Source organism: Pseudomonas sp. AC355, assembly GCF_979258205.1.
Genome location: NZ_OZ409843.1, coordinates 253,427 through 269,248, shown reverse-complemented (window position 1 = coordinate 269,248; position 15,822 = coordinate 253,427). Strand labels below are relative to the sequence as shown.

Annotated in this window: 13 protein-coding genes; 1 reads left to right on the top strand and 12 read right to left on the bottom strand. The window is 55.8% G+C overall.

The annotated features are described in order from the left end of the window. Window position 1: 1 nt before the first annotated feature. The 8 genes from ACZ0AI_RS01370 to ACZ0AI_RS01335 all read right to left on the bottom strand — a co-directional run bounded on the left by ACZ0AI_RS01370 (window position 2) and on the right by ACZ0AI_RS01335 (window position 7,527). Window positions 2-1,207 (bottom strand): sensor histidine kinase, encoded by a 1,206-nt coding sequence (locus ACZ0AI_RS01370; RefSeq protein WP_463569926.1) that lies wholly within the window; start codon window positions 1,205-1,207, stop codon window positions 2-4. Between the two features lie 223 nt (window positions 1,208-1,430). Next, window positions 1,431-2,903 carry a sigma-54 dependent transcriptional regulator gene (locus ACZ0AI_RS01365; protein ID WP_463564223.1) on the bottom strand — a complete coding sequence of 491 codons (1,473 nt, stop codon included), beginning with the start codon at window positions 2,901-2,903 and terminating at the stop codon, window positions 1,431-1,433. 237 nt (window positions 2,904-3,140) lie between these two features. Beyond that, on the bottom strand, window positions 3,141-3,437 hold the full coding sequence (locus tag ACZ0AI_RS01360; protein WP_463564222.1) for a flagellar protein FliT: 297 nt from the start codon (window positions 3,435-3,437) through the stop codon (window positions 3,141-3,143). Between the two features lie 26 nt (window positions 3,438-3,463). Beyond that, window positions 3,464-3,844, bottom strand: a complete 381-nt coding sequence (fliS, locus tag ACZ0AI_RS01355; RefSeq protein WP_042553087.1) for a flagellar export chaperone FliS — start codon at window positions 3,842-3,844, stop codon at window positions 3,464-3,466. Between the two features lie 180 nt (window positions 3,845-4,024). After that, window positions 4,025-4,411 carry a flagellar export chaperone FliS gene (gene fliS / locus ACZ0AI_RS01350; protein WP_463564221.1) on the bottom strand — a complete coding sequence of 129 codons (387 nt, stop codon included), beginning with the start codon at window positions 4,409-4,411 and terminating at the stop codon, window positions 4,025-4,027. Then, on the bottom strand, window positions 4,412-5,827 hold the full coding sequence (fliD, locus tag ACZ0AI_RS01345) for a flagellar filament capping protein FliD (protein WP_463564220.1): 1,416 nt from the start codon (window positions 5,825-5,827) through the stop codon (window positions 4,412-4,414). It abuts the gene before it with no gap. Window positions 5,828-5,896: 69 nt separating this feature from the next. Continuing rightward, the gene (locus ACZ0AI_RS01340; protein WP_463564219.1) at window positions 5,897-6,259 is read right to left on the bottom strand and encodes a flagellar protein FlaG; all 363 of its coding nucleotides are present in this window, start codon (window positions 6,257-6,259) and stop codon (window positions 5,897-5,899) included. 80 nt (window positions 6,260-6,339) lie between these two features. After that, window positions 6,340-7,527: a flagellin gene (locus ACZ0AI_RS01335; protein ID WP_463564218.1), complete on the bottom strand. Its 1,188-nt coding sequence runs from the start codon at window positions 7,525-7,527 to the stop codon at window positions 6,340-6,342. Between the two features lie 395 nt (window positions 7,528-7,922). Here ACZ0AI_RS01335 and ACZ0AI_RS01330 point away from each other — a divergent pair, with 395 nt between their 5' ends. Next, complete coding sequence (locus ACZ0AI_RS01330; protein ID WP_463564217.1) at window positions 7,923-8,528, top strand: methyltransferase domain-containing protein; 606 nt, start codon at window positions 7,923-7,925, stop codon at window positions 8,526-8,528. A gap of 320 nt (window positions 8,529-8,848) precedes the next feature. Here the strand turns inward: ACZ0AI_RS01330 and ACZ0AI_RS01325 are convergent, their stop codons facing one another. From ACZ0AI_RS01325 to ACZ0AI_RS01310, 4 genes are all read right to left on the bottom strand, one after another. Then, window positions 8,849-9,580, bottom strand: a complete 732-nt coding sequence (locus ACZ0AI_RS01325) for a TylF/MycF/NovP-related O-methyltransferase (protein WP_463564216.1) — start codon at window positions 9,578-9,580, stop codon at window positions 8,849-8,851. 156 nt (window positions 9,581-9,736) lie between these two features. Beyond that, the gene (locus ACZ0AI_RS01320) at window positions 9,737-13,261 is read right to left on the bottom strand and encodes a glycosyltransferase (protein ID WP_463564215.1); all 3,525 of its coding nucleotides are present in this window, start codon (window positions 13,259-13,261) and stop codon (window positions 9,737-9,739) included. A gap of 12 nt (window positions 13,262-13,273) precedes the next feature. Beyond that, entirely contained in the window at window positions 13,274-14,557 is a 1,284-nt protein-coding gene (locus ACZ0AI_RS01315; RefSeq protein ID WP_463564214.1) for a CDP-glycerol glycerophosphotransferase family protein, read from the bottom strand. A 51-nt stretch (window positions 14,558-14,608) separates the two neighbouring features. Then, window positions 14,609-15,724, bottom strand: a complete 1,116-nt coding sequence (locus tag ACZ0AI_RS01310; protein WP_463564213.1) for a DegT/DnrJ/EryC1/StrS family aminotransferase — start codon at window positions 15,722-15,724, stop codon at window positions 14,609-14,611. Window positions 15,725-15,822 lie beyond the last annotated feature (98 nt).

Sequence of the window (15,822 nt, the reverse complement as noted above, 5' to 3'; positions counted from 1 at the left end):
ATCATTCCTGAATCAAGAGTGGTGGTGCGCTGATCAGCGGCAGAGTCAATCGGGCGCAGGTACCACGTCCCGGTCGCGAACGCAGCTGTAGCTCTCCCTGGTGAGCACGGGCAACCGCCTTGACCACCGCCAACCCAAGGCCGGTTCCGGTAGTTTTGGTCGTGAAGAAGGGTTCTCCCAAGCGTGCCAAAGTCGCGGCATCAATGCCTGAACCGTTGTCGCTGATGGACAAGCGCAAGGCATCACCACGAACATAAGCATGAACCTTCAGACGCCCGCCCCGGCCTGCTGCCTGAATGGCATTCTCGACCAAGTTAAGCAGCGTACCGACCAGAGTGTCGCGGTTACACAGCAGCTCGCCATCACGAGCATCACACTGCCAACGCACCTCTACCCCCTGCAACAACGACTCTCCAGAGCGCCTGAATGCATCGAAGAGCTGGCTGGGGGAAAGTCGATCCGACAGCGGCAGGTCGCCACGGGCAAACACCAGCATGTCGCGCACTTGGTGCTCCAACTCATGCAACCGCTCTTTCAACCGGCCGGCAAAGCGTTGCTGCTGTTCTACTGGCAATACCTGCTCAGTCAGGTGACTGGCATACAGGAGCGCAGCGGATAGCGGAGTGCGCACCTGATGCGCCAAGGAGGCGACCATGCGCCCCAAAGCACTCAAGCGTTCATGGCGGGAGAGCTGATCCTGCAGACGACGGGTTTCCGTCAGGTCGGTAAGAAGCACCAATTGCCCTGGCTCACCTTGCAGCGAACGCGTGGAAATCGATAGCCGACGGCCGTCCGTCAGCGAAATCTCGTGCCCGTCGTCCTGGCGCGGCGCAAAGCGCTGCGCAATTACTTCGCGCCACAACCGGCCAAGCAGCGGCTCACCAAGCATATCGCGAGCAACCGGATTGGCCTCACGCACGACACCCTGCCCATCGATCACCACCACGCCACCCGGCAGCAGATCCAACAGACTCTGCAGGCGGTGAGCAAGACGCTCCTTCTCATTCAGTTCCTGCACGCGTTGCTCGCTGACGTGGGCCAGTTGGCCAGTCAGTTCATTGACGCGGTTTTCCAGGAGGTCGTAAGAGCTACCGAGCCGGCTCGACATCTGCTCGAACAACGCCAGCGACTGCTCAAGACCCACACGCTCCGCCTGTGCGGGCGCTATAGACTCTATCTGGGCATGTAGATGCGGGCTTGGTTTCATTGCGCTCTCTCGCGTGGCGAGCCGTCATAGGACAGTCATTTGCCAAGGAGATAGCAATACTCATGCCTGAAAATAAAATCCTTTATTTTCAGAAAGATAGGGATTTTTTTAGGTCAGTAGCGTCAATTGAATGACTGACGAGCTGTACAGTCTTTCAATGCGGGGAACGTTGTCGGTGGGCTGTAGCAAATCGCCGCGCCCACCTCTCAAGTCGGCCAGTGGCTTACTCGTCCCCTGCCTCGTCCTCGCGCCGACTCATACCGTACTTGCGCATCTTCTCGACCAGGGTGGTGCGGCGAATACGCAGCCGCTCGGCAGCACGCGCCACGATCCCGCCTGCGTCATCCAGCGCCTGCTGGATAAGCCCCTGCTCCAGGCTGCCAAGATAGTCCTTCAGATCCAGCCCTTCGGCCGGCAGCATGGCAGGCGAGCCCATACCCGATGAAGCGGATGTCAGCACTGCACGCTCATCCAGCTCCTCGCGCAAGCTAGCGGCCAATTGCTCGTCCTCATCGTCCACATGACGAAATTTCTTTGGCAGTTCGCCCGCGCCGATCACCCCATAGGGATGCATGATCGCCATGCGTTCGACCAGGTTCGCCAACTCACGGACGTTACCAGCCCAGTCATGCCGGCAGAGCGACATGATCGCAGCCGAGTTGAAGCGAATGGAGCCACGCTTCTCGTGCTCCATCCGAGAGATGAGCTCGTTCATCAACAACGGAATATCTTCGATACGCTCGCGCAGCGGTGCCATCTCGATGGGGAACACGTTGAGGCGGTAATACAGATCCTCGCGGAAGCTGCCGCCCTCGATCATGTTCTCAAGATTCTTGTGCGTGGCTGCAATGATGCGCACATCGGCGTTCTGGGTCTTGTTGCTGCCTACTCGCTCAAACGTGCGTTCCTGCAGCACGCGCAGCAGCTTGACCTGCATCGGTAGCGGCATATCGCCGATTTCATCAAGAAACAGCGTACCGCCATTGGCCAGCTCGAAGCGCCCTGCACGCGTAGTGATGGCGCCGGTAAACGCCCCCTTCTCATGCCCGAACAGTTCACTTTCCAGCAACTCCGCAGGGATCGCACCGCAGTTAACAGGTACGAAGGGCGCTTCACGGCGTTTGGAGTGGTAATGCAAGTTGCGAGCGACCACTTCCTTGCCGGTGCCTGACTCGCCGAGGATCAACACACTGGCTTCAGTATCAGCGACCTGCTGCATCATCTGCCGCACGTGCTGGATGGCTCGACTGGTACCCACCAGACTGCGAAACAGATTTGGCTCACGCTGCCGACCGCGCTCACGGGCTTGGTCGTACATTTCGCGGTACACCTGGGCACGGTGTAGAGAATCGAGCAGCTTGTTGTAGCTGGGCGGCATCTCCAGCGTCGCGAGCACCCGGCGACGAAACTCTTCTGGCCAGTCACCGACGGCATGCTCGTCAATCATCAGCACGGGCAAAAACTCGTCCCAGGCAGCCAACTCCTTGAGCAGATCCAACGCCCCACCCTTGAGCCGAACCTCGCCGAGCAGCACGCTAAGAACACCTCTGCTGGACTCGACTTGATCCACTACGCCACGCCAGTCACTGCTGCCGAAAGCCAGATGATCTTCACCCAGGAAATTAAGAATCACCGACAAATCACGGCGCCGCTCGAGGTTGTCGTCAATTAGCAGAAGTTTAGTTTCACGCCACATAGTTGGTCTGGCCCAGAAAGAAAAAGCCAACTAACGCCTTTTAGCGCCAGCATTTGGCCAGCAGTAAAGTCAATTATTGGCGCTTAGTCAATTTAATGACGTGTTTTTTATCAAGCAGGGATCAAGCGAGGAATATCGAAGCATGTCCAAGAGAGCCTATGGACAGGAGGGTAACATCTTAAGGCGATTAGCGGACAAGGCGGAGCCCCGCCTTAGCCCATTACTTGATAGGGCATCTCAGCCAAAAAGCTGATAAACCTTGGCACCTTGCTGCGACTGATTCAACTGAATCAGCTCACCAGCCAGTCGCTGACGCTCGTTCTGGCAAGCGCTCACCAGATCCTTGTACAGATCCAATAGCTCCTGCATACGGGCACGTAAAGCGCCGTCATCATTCGCCGCGTCGACCATAGCGTCTTCGACAGCCTGGCGGCACTGCAGATCTAGCTCGCCGATGGCGGCCCAATCCTGAGTGGACAACGCCTGACGCATCGCGGTACCGGTGTTCTGCAAGCGCTGAACAGATGTATTCATGGGGATGCTCCTTTCACGCATGCCTGTCACTGGGCGATTGCGTCCCAACCGGTTTTCACATTACGCAGCAGACCGGCAACTTCATCAAGCGGCTCGACGCTATTCTTCAGGTTAGCCTCAAGCAGACGACGGGTCATGTAGTCGTACAGGTTATCCAGATTCTCGGCCAGTTCGCCACCCTGCTCCAGGTTCAAGCCGGCACGCAGACCACCGATGATGCCGATGGCCTTGCCTATCAGTTCGCCTTTCATTGCGAACTGCTCACGCTCCATTGCACCACGCGCCTGAGCCAAACGAGTCAAACCACCCTCCATCAACATCTGAATCAGACGATGCGGGCTAGCATCGACAGCCTGAGCCTGAGTGTTGACGTTTTGATACTGACGCATAGCGGCCATGGCGTTCATGCTGAATGTACTCCAGTGTACAGCGGGAATACTCAATGTATCGGCATGGCGGGCGTGAGCTTTAGCGGGGATTAATCATTATTACCGTCGAAATAATCGAGCGCGCATATTGCAGTCGACCACTTGGGCATAGATGCGGGCACACCCTTAGACAAGGCGTGATGGCTCGTCCTATAGCGGTCAGCTCGCCGTCGGCTCAACTTCTGGGCCAATCGCTTTCCAGGCATCACGAATCTGCGACAACAAAGCCTGCACTTCCTCGAGCCGGCGCGGAGTGTCATCCAGCGCCACACCCACCAGACGGCGATTGATATAGTCGTAGAGGTTATCCAGGTTCTGGGCCAGTTCGCCCCCGAGCTCCTTGTCCAAGCTGGACTGCAGTACAGCGATGATGGAGATGGTGGCGCTTACCGCCTCGCCACGCAAACCTGGATTGGCCTGCTGCTGCGCCAGCTGGGCAAGAGAGACACGCTCGATGGCACCATCCAGTAACAACTGCACTGCTTGGTAGGGAGTGACCTGCTGGCTGGTCTTGACGCTCTTGTAGGTATCGATAGGCGTATTCATTTATCTACTCTTCTTCACGACACCAGGGAGGTTGGAAAGGGCGCTCTCTAATTGACTACTGGTACCATTTAGCTGGCCCACCAGCGAGTCCATCGCATAGAACTGGGAGAGCAGACGCTGCTGCATCTTGTCGACGCGCAGGTTCAGATCATCAGTCTGCTTCTTGATATCGCTGCGAGTAGACTCAAGCGCCTGCATCCGCTGTGAGAGAATGCCACCTGTCTGACTGTAACCCGCAACTTGCCCATCGAGACGCTTCATCAAACCGGTATCACCCAAGAAGAACGAACCAACAGCATCGAAGTCCCCCTTCATGGCTGTATCGAGCTTGGTGTCATCAATTTTCAAGGTGCCGTTTTTCTGAGTGGTAATCCCCAAGTCCGCCAAGACCTTGAACGCACCGGTACCGGTTGGATTGACCAGCTCGTTGCGCACACCACTGAGCAGGTTGCGAATCGTCGAGTCGCCGACAAGCCCGCCAACTAGAGGTGTCCCGTCTTCCCCCACCTTGGTAACCCGGGTCAAATCATTGGTCGTGGTGATCAGCTTGTTGTAGGCGTCCACGAACTTTTTGATGCCCGCCTTGACGCCCGCGCCGTCCTCACCGACCTTGAGCGTCAAGGGTTTGTCATCGGTCTTGCCGACCAGCTCAAAAGAGACATCAGCTATAGCGCCCTTGACCGAGTTGGTCGGGCTGCTCAAAGCCAGGCCGTCCACAGAGAACTGAGCATTGGTCGCTTGGACGATGTAGCCCGCGCCCTGAGTATCGGCGGGATCAAGCTTAGTCCGACCATCAACGCTAAGCGCGGCGAGGTCACCGCTTCCGGACACGATGACATCCTTGCCATTTCCCGTTTCGTTGCCGCTGAACACAAGTCGAGACTTGCCAGTGGCAGGGTCGTTGATGGTGCTGACGCTTACACCCTTGCCCTTGAGCGCAGTATTGAGCTGATCACGGATGCTATTCAGATCGGAGCCAGCAGCGATTGTCACATCGACCGCAGTCCCGCTCTCACCGATCTTGACACTCAGAGTCTGCTCGTCATCGCCACTCTTGAACGTGGCGCCCAAAGCCTGGGTTGCGACCTTGCTGGCCGTGGCCAAGCTTTTGACCTCAATCTCATAGGAACCAGGCGAAGCCGTCTTGCCGGCGGTAGCCGTCAGGGCGCTGGTATTGGACGAGGTAGCAGTACGTTTCTCGAACAGGGTCGCGCTATTGAGATCTTTGAGCGCGGTCTGGAATTCGCCCAGCGCGCTGTTGAGCTGACCCAGTCCGGACAGCTTGGTGGTGGTCGAGCTCGAGAGGCGGGCGAGCTGTGCTTCCTTAGGCGCTTTTTCGGCATTTACCATGGCGGTTACTAGCTCGCCGATGGGTAGCCCCGAGTTGATGCCAGTCGTAATACCGCTAACAGCCATAATTCCCCCTCGTCACCATATTGGCGCTCGTCCATTCACCCCATTCGGGCATTCAAGAAGCGAGCCATTTCAGGCTTCGGCCTTGAACAATAAGCTACGAACCTCTTCAAGGTTCTCGGCCAGTCGAAGGGCCTCCTCAGATGGCAACTGGCGAATAACCTCGCCAGAAGCACCGTCGGTCACTTTGACCACAACCCGACCGCTAGAGTCATCGACGCTGAAATTCAAATCACGACGAATGTTTTGCACGAAACTCTGGATCGACGTGACGGCCTCGTCCACCTGCTCGTACATCCGACCAGTATCTTCAACGGCCGCAGCACTCGACGACTGCTCATCGGCTTTTCCAGCCGAAGTCGCGCTAACCGCTGGCGCAGATAATCCAGCTGGCTTGGCCAAGACTGGAGACAAACTATTTATTGCGATGTCCATTTCTTTTACCTCGCAAGGCAAAACGGGGAGAAGCGCTATGCACTTCCCCCCGGAGTTTAAAGCAGCCTAGCCGATTTGGCTTACTGCAGGAGGCTGAGCACCGCCTGCGGCAGCTGGTTGGCCTGAGACAGGATCGCAGTACCGGCCTGTTGCAGGATCTGATTCTTGGTCAGGTTCGCAGTTTCTGCCGCGAAGTCCGTATCCTGAATCCGACCACGTGCAGCCGAAACGTTCTCTGCGATGTTCTGCAGGTTACCGATGGTGTTCTCGAAGCGGTTCTGCACAGCACCGAGTTCAGCTCGCTGCGAGTCGATCGCTTGGATCGCCTGGTCGATTACGATGACCGCCTTCTGCGAACCTTGAACATCGGTGATATCGATGTCGTCTACCAGGTTACCGGTGGTGACCTCAGCGATGCTGATATCAGTTCCAGTAGCACTCTTGGCTGCGGAAACTGTAGCGCCCGAAGCGAAAGAGAAGGCCTGGATATTGCCGTCGACTGAACCTGACCCGGCAGCAGAAACCAGTTCGATATCACCAGAGTCATTTACGAAAGCACCCACACCGATGTTGGCGTCGTTGATAACTGTCGCCAGTGCTTGTACCTGCTGAGCAGCTGTCGCGCCACTTGCAAAGGTAGTGCTGAAGGTTCTCTCTTCGCCACCAACCATGGTCACCTTGATGGCCATCGCACCGGAGGCTGCCGCAGTGCTGCCTGCCACAGAGGCGGCAGTGATCGAACCAGAGCTGAAAGTACCTTTCAGCGACTCGGTGCTCATCTCGTCGATCTTGACGCTGATGGTTTCGTTCGCCGCACTACCTACCTGGAAGGTGGTGGTCTCGAAAGAGCCATCCAGCAACTTCTTGCCACCAAAGGTGGTGGTGTTGGAGATACGGTTCAGCTCTTTCTTCAGTTCATTAACTTCAGAGTTCAGTGCCTTGCGCTCTTCGGTGCTGTTCGAGCCGTTGGCCGATTGCAGCGACAGGTCACGCATACGCTGCAGAATACTGGTCGACTGCTGCAGGGCGCCTTCAGCGGTTTGCGCCATGGAGATGCCGTCGTTGGAGTTCTTCACCGCAACGTTCAGACCATTGATCTGACTGCTCAGACGGTTGGATATCTGCAGGCCGGCAGCATCGTCTTTGGCGCTGTTGATTTTCGAGCCAGTCGACAGGCGCTGCAAAGAGGTGTTGAGCGCGTTGGACGAAGTATTCAGATTGCGCTGAGTGTTGAGGGACGCAATGTTGGTATTGACTGTCAAAGCCATGATGGATGTCCTCCGTAGTGACCTAGCTTGTTTGCCTGAGCTTGCGAATCGGGCCCTGCATTTCTCAGGCAGCCATTGAGTTCGCGTTCGTATTGCTTATCGGCCTGAGGGATCGGAGCTTTAGGGCCAGGCCAAAATTTTTTTCCCAGTGACACTCAGACCGCCAAAAATCACGCTGTCCCAAGACGTCGTTAAACTTATCGACCCACGCGAAAATTTCTTGAGCCTCAGCCATTCGAGCCGTGAGCGAGACCGCTGGCAAAGTCGGAGTCCTTGCGCCGAAACCGCGATTACACTTGGCGACAGCTTAATGATGCACCTATGATCTGCCCGATCCGTCATCGCCAACAGCCCGGCGGCGACCGAAACTCTGCGCTCAATTCTTTAGGGATAACATGGCAATCTACTCAGAATTCATGGCCGAGCTGAAAGATCAATTTAAGGATTTCGGCTATACATGGACAAAATCCAAAGAGATGTCGTGCGATTGGATACTTGAGCGACTGCCCGCGGGCACCGGCGTCGACGTTGGCGGGACAAGCTATTTGGTGAAAAAAGCTCAGGAAATGGGCCGTGACATTACCTATTACGACTATTTCCCACCTTCTGACCTAGCAATAGGAAAGCATATCACTGCCGACATGAGTGAATTTGCGGAGCACTTCCTACCGAAGAGTCTAGACTTCATCACCACACGCCATACGCTTGAGCATTCATTAAACCCGCTGTTCCAGCTCTGGCAGTACAACAGGACACTCAAGGACGATGGGGTGCTATTGGTAATAGTGCCGCAGCACAGTACAAAGTGGGTATGGTTCTACTCCCACTTCAACTGCCTCCCGCTGGAAAACTGGTTGATGCTTTTCCATCGGGCGGGCTTTTCGATTAAACGGGCGACAGCGGGCTCGTGGTGGTCAGAGAACCCGGAGTATATTGAATACCGCTTCATGCTAGAGGTAGAAAGTCGTAGGCTCAGACTCGACAATCCACCTGAAAAATGATGAGGGATGCAGATAGCTGTCGCAAACACCACTCAGATAAGGCTGTACGGACACCGCACAGAAAAACTGAGCCGCACCCACGGATGGGCATATTTGTGCTGGAGTAACGTGCCCCATAGGCCAGTACACGATCAAAGGGACGTAGTGGGCGGTCGCTGTGCTAGATAAGCGGCGGTGCGAACGGGTGCGAAAAGCGTACTGCCATGCGCCTTAATGAGGATCAAAGGTCGCGATCCATTCAGGCCATAAAAATCAACTTGATGATTTAAAAGAACTTTTCTAATTCGCCCCCCCCAGTCAGTACAACTGCCTAAAAGGCATCAGTCGAATTTCACGCCAATTCGGCCAGTGTAATCGGTATAGCAGAGCAGCGGACGCTTTTTCGTAGCAGAAAAGTACTCGTCAGTCGCCTGTTTGGATCCGGTGAAATGGCCGTAATCGTCGATGATCACTGAGCCACCAATGACGATCCGAGGATAGAGAACTTCAAGTTCCTTTTTGGTGGATTCATACCAGTCTGTATCAAGGCGGAGAACACATATTTTTTCAGGGACATTGTGTTTCTCATCCAGGGTTTTCAGCACATCGCCCTCAACAAAAATAATATTATCGCCGAGCAGCCCCGCCTTAATGAAGTTATCTTTAACTTCATCTATGGAGGAATAATACATCTCGTTGTGCGTATCACGCTGTTTACTGCTAAAGACGTCTAAGACTTTTTCGCCATTGGAAAAATACTTGTCTGCATCAGTCGGCTCGGTCATACCTTTGAAGGTATCGAACATGTAAACCTTACGTGGAAAATTATGCAGTTTAAACATAGCCGCCGCGAGAATTGCATTACCACCACGCCAGACACCACACTCAACGAAGTCACCTTCAAGATTGCGCTCGATTGCGTGCTTGCATGCCATCAATGTCGCCCACAGGCGCTGATAAGACACCAGCGTCAACCCATTTTTCATGATGTAGGTGACGATCTCTTGTTCTTCCTGACTGAGTTCAACTGGCATTTTCACTTGTTTGGCTTCGCTTGCTTGAGTATCGCTCATTTTATATTCCAGTTAATCGCCTGATCACAAGAAGGGTGGCCCAATCTCACACTGCTGTCTGATCATGAGCATAGCGCTGTGGCTATCTAAGGGCTGGGATGTGCATCTTAATGTCGCCCACTTGGCAACCCTGATTTTCCCAACAAATTCGGAACATCAATCGGGTGTCCAGGCGCCGAGCCAGGCTGTCAGGTTTTCACCACACAGCATCCAGTCCCGCTGCACCACCCTGCGCAACTCATCACCTGCCTGCGCACAGGCATCTAGGTCGGCTAGGTGCATGCGTATGGCATCCACCCAATCGCGGAAACGGTTCTTGACCCGAGTGACAGGCAAAGCGTCTTGATAACAGCGCACATCACTGCAGATCACTGGGAAACCGCAAGCCCCGTACTCCAGCAGGCGCAGGTTACTTTTGCACTCGTTGAACAGGTTTTGCTCTACAGGCGCCAAGGCCAGGTCAAGATTCAGGCTCGCCAAGGCCTGCGGGTAACGACTAATTTCGACCCCTGCATGCAACTCCTTCATATAGGGCCGCAGTTTGTCAGGGCACATGCCGAAAAATACCCAATCGACCTCATCTGCCAGCTCACTGACTACGTCAGCGATCATTTCTAGGTCGCCGGTATGGCTCGAGCCCCCAGCCCAGCCTACACGCGGTCGCGCAGAAACCCGGCGCTTGCTTTGCAAACCACCCCACCATTGCACGGGCAGACGGTTTTCGATCACTCGAATATCCGTATGTAAATCCGCGAACGCCTCTGCCAGAGGCTCAGTGGAGACAACAAACCGATCGACATAGGCCAGACCGCGACGCAATGACTTAAGAATGTCCTTCGGCATATGCTGGCGGTGGGCATTCTTCAGCGGCAGGTTGGGCAGGTAATCGTCAAGCTCATAGACTTTGAAGGCGTTGGAAAAAACCTGCACCCGGCGCATCGCCTCCAGTCGAGTCTCGCCAATCTGACGCTGCAATAGCACCACATCGGGCTCGTAGCGTTCCAGGTCCGCCACATGCAACAAGCCCACCGACAAGGCACCGTCGACTAAGCCCGCCTGCTTCATCGCCGAGAACGGCTGGATAACCCGGTAGTTGCCGCACCCGTAGAGATCAGCCGGGTGCGCAAGAATAGTCGGAACAGGCCGCCAGGCCTGCAACGGCCGCCAGGCCAATTGAGGATCGGCCAGCTTGAACCCTTGCTCGGCTTGCAGAGAAAGGCCAGCATTGTAGGAAGGATCGCGAGCCAGAATGGGCAGCCAACGAGCGTACATCGCATCTTCCTGCGCGTTGCTGGCGGGAAGCGAGGCTTGGCCGTCCATCAGCAGCTGCGCACGCGGAGTCCACACGTTGAGGTAACCGGCCTGTCGAGCCTTCAGACAAAGATCGACATCGACCCAACGCTCTAACAAGGGCTCCAGATCAAATCCACCCAGCTCGACAAACAACTCCCGGCGGATCATCAGGCACTCGCCGCTGAGTGCAGAGTAGTTCTGTTCTACCTGCAACCGCTGCATATACCCTGCATCGTCAAGTTCGAGTCCTTCGAAGGCCTTGCCCGCCGGGCCACGCAATCCCAGCAAGAGACCAGCATGATGGATAAGACCGTCTGCAGACAGCAACTTGGCTCCCACCGCACCCACCTCTGGACGCAGAGCATGGTTCAGCAGTTGTACAAGCCAGTCACCGGCTACTATGCCGGCACCGACATCCAGCCATAGCAATATCTCGCCCTGTAGGTAATCCATCGCCGCATTACCGGCCAATGGTCGAGATGTTCCCGCTGCAAAATGCAGCACACGGATGCGCTCCTTGCCAATCTGCTCGATGGCCTGCAACCAGTCGAGTGTGCCCTGCTGCTCGCTCCCCAAATCCAGCAAGAGCAGCTCGTAGTGTGGATACGTGGTGTTCTCTAGCAGCGTTTCCACGCAGCGCTGCAGGCGCCCCAACTGATCAGTAAAGGGGATCAGAATACTCACCAATGGCTGCTGACCATGGGCATAATCCAGCTGATAACGCCCCGCCTGCCGTGAGGCGACGCTGGGCTGCTGATACCCCCGAGTACGAAGGTGGCGCTCGATCACTTCTCGCTCCTGCGGGCTGTCCCGTAGAGCGAACGCATCTGCGGCCAGTAACGGCTCGCTGACATGGCCCAAACCACTTAGGCCGCGCTGCTCAATCAGCCGTAGGATGTATTCCAGCTCAAACGCCTCGTCGAACTGCGTATTGAAGCCGCCCAAAGCCAGCAACTCATCCCGACGAAACAGCCAATGACGCGCCGTACTGGCAGGAAAACTCAGCAACAGATCAAGGTTGAAATCAGGCCGCAGGGCAACACCCAGCTCGCCATCACTGCCCCGCACCAACTCATCACCATAGAGAGCGATGCAGGCTTCATTTCCAATCAACTCCAGGGCCGTCATTAGCAAACCACTGCTGGTGAAAGTAACACCGCTGTTAACCAACAGGCACCAGTGCACGGGCCACTCTTGTATGACGCGATTGAGCGTTTCGACCGCAGCGACTGAGTCGGTTGGAATAATCGTAATCGAGCGGCCAGGCAAGGAGGACAGGCCCGCCATCGAGACGATCTGGACGTCGATATTGCGGTAGATATTGGTCTCTTCGAGGCTGACGACGCTGCGTTCCAGCGCCTGCGTATCACCGCTACGATCCAGCAAGAACACGCCAAAACGCGGGCCGCCGCCATGGGATTGCAGGCGCTGCTCGATCAATGGCATCTGTTCTGCCGAGGGCTTGCGCGCAGCGAGCCAGGCACTCAGTGACGTACCACTCTGCCCGGCCGCTTTGTAAATCGCTGCGAGTATGTCCAGGGGTTTGAACACACGCGTTTTCAGCCGAGTGATAGGCGCCACCTGAACCATTCGCGTCTTGCTGCCACTGCGGTACCAACCGAGGTCGCGAATACCCTGCCGAAAATCCTCGTGCCCCTTGTCACCGACGCCAGGCTTGTCACGACCCAGCTGACTGAACTGATCACGTGATACGCGAAAGTCTGTCAGTGGGCGAGCGAGCATGGCCAAATGACCGCGCTTGAACAGCTTTACATATAGTGCGAGGTCGGCGACCCAGGTCACCCGCACGCCATTAAGTACCGAAAGCTCATCACCGAAATCGAGCAGATCGCTGCGGCGACAGAGCACGGTGCTAGGTTCGCCAATAAAGTTGATTGTGTGGTCGGCGAGAAAGGAGATTAGGTCTTCCCCGTTGATGACGACATCGTCTCGAAAGGGATACACCGTCGCCAGCGTGTCGGGCAACGGATTACCTTCCTCATCCACACGGCGCCGGCGCGAGCTGGCGATAGCAACTCCCGGATCGGCCTGCATAACAGCGACCAATGAGGCGATACAGTCAGAGTGCAGCATGTCGTCGTCGTGCAAAATCTTGACGTACTCACCGCTGGCCAGCGCGACTGCACGCGCGGTGCTTCGGGTTTCCCACAACCGCCTCTCATTGCGTTGATACTGGATGGGAAAGTCAGCAGATGACCGGAATGCATCGACAACTTCCTGCACCTCATCCGTGCGGGCATCGTCGCAAATGATCAACTCAATCGGTCGATACGTTTGCAGCTGCAGGCTCTCGAGCGCCTCTGCCAGGTAAAGGCCCTTATAAGCAGGCATGACGACGCTGACCAGCGGACACCCGGCGTTGCTCATGTTCTCTGCCACTTACTGCCCCTTTGCCGTTAATGCCTTCAAGCGCTCAACCACTCGCGCGGAATTACGGTCGTCATGAAAGGTGAAAAATAGTTTCTTGGTGATCCGATAATGAGCGCTTGCCGCCTGCCGCGGACAACTCAGCTCTTGCTCCAGAGCGTTCAATAGCCCTTGAAAATCTTTACGAACAGGGCCGGGAAATGCCAATTCCATGTCATATAACAGGCCGTTTTGCCGCGCCTGATAGTGCTCAAGGTCATAGGCGAAGCTAAATACCGGCTTATCGATGTACATCGCGTCGATGTATACCGACGAATAGTCCGTGATGATCATGTCAGATTCACGCAACACAGGTGCGATCTCGCTGATCGTGGTATGGCCCAAATCAATGATCGACTCACCATCGACATAGCGCTCCATATTGAACAGGCGGTCGCTGTTGCGAAAATAGTGCATGCGAAAGCCCAGCACCGCGTTATGCCTGCGAAGCAGTTCTTTCAAGCGCGCAATCTCACTCTCTTCAAACTGGTAGCACTCGGAGCCTTGGATATCGGTCTCCCGATAAGTCGGGGCGTAGGTGATCAGGCGTTGGCCTTTTTTCAGGCACCGTATCGTTTCCACCTCATCTCGCAGGAAGTCCGGCAGGTTGCACTCGGCGGTGCGTAGAAAGTCGTTGCGAGGTAAGCCGGTTATCCAGACATTCTGATAATCAATCGGATGGAAAATCGCCGCCATCGCATAGCTGTCGATATCCGAGGAACTCACCAAGCCGCTGTAGAAAGTCCGCTCCTTACGGCGGAAGGCATCGCGATCCCCATGCTGTCGCTGCTCGGCGTTGGCTAGAGCGAACAGACGCTTCAAAGGAATTCCGTGCCACAGGTTGATGACAATGCGCCGACTCAGGCTAGGACGAGGGAAGTTACGTGAGCCGTCTGCCCAACGCAGGACTAAGTCCATAGCAATGGAGTTGGTCAGTAGGAGTACGCCGCAGCGCGCCAGCGTGCAAAGACCATCAAGGCTTTGCAAGTTGACAACGCGAACATTGCAGCCGCCTTGCAGAGACAACGTCACACCAGCACCGCGGGTGAAGATCAGCTTATGGATGGAGGCATCATCCTTGACCTGCTCGAATACCGCCCTGGAATTTTCCACGAACTGGGTGCGCTTGAGCGGGTGGGTGAAAAACGCCCAATGATCGCTGCGCTTGGGGACAAGCCAGTCGAGGAATCGCCAGCTCGCCAGCAGTACCTTGCCCAAAAGAGGCCGACTGATCTGAGCATTCAGTAAAGACTTCACCAAGAAAATGGCTCCAATGCATGATTCAACAGGCTGACAGCGTCACAAAGGTTAGCCTCGTCCGATCTGCGCAAGAAGCTCGCAAATGACGGTGACGTCCGTTTCTGCCAGATCGGGGTATATCGGCAGACAGAGCACCTTCCTGGCAATTGCCGACGCCACCGGCAAGTTTGCCGGCTCAGCCGAGGGCAGCCCGCGGTACATCGGAAAGTCACTGATCAGCGGGTAGAAATAGCGGCGCACAAAGATGCCCTGGTCGCGCAGCGCCTGAAACAGGTCATCACGCGAAAGGCGGAAACTTTCCTCCACTAATATTGGGAAGTACGCATAGTTGTCCGCTGCCTGACCACTTGGCCGTATACAACTCAACCCCGGTAAGCCTTCAAGCAGACGCCGATACAGGCCATCTAGGTCGCGACGCCGCGCCAGTGCCTGATCGATGTATTTGAGCTGCAACAGGCCAAAGGCCGCATTAATCTCGCTCATTTTGCCGTTGATACCAGGCGCGACCACCGTGGTGTCATTGACGAAGCCGAAGTTCTTCAAATGATTGATGCGCTGCCGGGTTCTTTCGTCCGGGCAGATGATCGCGCCTCCCTCGAAGGTGTTGAAAACCTTGGTGGCGTGGAAGCTCAGCACGCTGAGATCCCCATGGCGAAGGATGCTGCCGCCGAGATCGCGCACCGCGAAGGCATGTGCGGCATCGTAGATCACCCGTAGGTTATAGGTGTCAGCGATACGGTCGATCTCCGCCACATCGCAGGGATTGCCATAGCAATGCACCGGCATGATCGCTGTGGTCTGCGGAGTGATCGCAGCCTCAATCTTACATGGATCTAGGTTGAGGGTATCCGGGTCAATGTCAACGAACACCGGCTTGATGCCATTCCACAGCAAGGAGTGCGCGGTGGCGACGAACGAATAGGGCGTGGTGATCACCTCTCCTGTGATGCGTAATGCCTGCAAGGCTGTTACCAACGCCAGAGTGCCGTTGGCGAACAACGCGATATGTTCGACACCCAGGTATTCGCACAACGCACGCTCCAGTTCCGTGTGCATGCTGCCACCATTGGTCAGGATACCGCTCGCCCAGATTTTCTCCAGGTAGGGAACGAACTCATCCAGCGGCGGTAGTAACGGACGAGTGACCGGGATGATTTTTTTCATGGGCATTGACCTAAAAGAGACGAAGCACGCTCGCCAGGAAAGACACACTGACCACAGTATAGGTGCCCAGACGGCTGGACTTCGCTGCCGTGCGAAGA

Coding starts and splice junctions, on each gene's coding strand:
- ACZ0AI_RS01330 (WP_463564217.1), top strand. CDS start 7,923: ATGGCAATCTACTCAGAATTCATGGCCGAGCTGAAAGATCAATTTAAG.
- ACZ0AI_RS01365 (WP_463564223.1), bottom strand. CDS start 2,903: ATGTGGCGTGAAACTAAACTTCTGCTAATTGACGACAACCTCGAGCGG.
- ACZ0AI_RS01370 (WP_463569926.1), bottom strand. CDS start 1,207: ATGAAACCAAGCCCGCATCTACATGCCCAGATAGAGTCTATAGCGCCC.
- fliS (WP_042553087.1), bottom strand. CDS start 3,844: ATGAACGCCATGGCCGCTATGCGTCAGTATCAAAACGTCAACACTCAG.
- ACZ0AI_RS01310 (WP_463564213.1), bottom strand. CDS start 15,724: ATGAAAAAAATCATCCCGGTCACTCGTCCGTTACTACCGCCGCTGGAT.
- ACZ0AI_RS01320 (WP_463564215.1), bottom strand. CDS start 13,261: ATGAGCAACGCCGGGTGTCCGCTGGTCAGCGTCGTCATGCCTGCTTAT.
- fliS (WP_463564221.1), bottom strand. CDS start 4,411: ATGAATACGCCTATCGATACCTACAAGAGCGTCAAGACCAGCCAGCAG.
- fliD (WP_463564220.1), bottom strand. CDS start 5,827: ATGGCTGTTAGCGGTATTACGACTGGCATCAACTCGGGGCTACCCATC.
- ACZ0AI_RS01335 (WP_463564218.1), bottom strand. CDS start 7,527: ATGGCTTTGACAGTCAATACCAACATTGCGTCCCTCAACACTCAGCGC.
- ACZ0AI_RS01340 (WP_463564219.1), bottom strand. CDS start 6,259: ATGGACATCGCAATAAATAGTTTGTCTCCAGTCTTGGCCAAGCCAGCT.
- ACZ0AI_RS01360 (WP_463564222.1), bottom strand. CDS start 3,437: ATGAATACATCTGTTCAGCGCTTGCAGAACACCGGTACCGCGATGCGT.
- ACZ0AI_RS01325 (WP_463564216.1), bottom strand. CDS start 9,580: ATGAGCGATACTCAAGCAAGCGAAGCCAAACAAGTGAAAATGCCAGTT.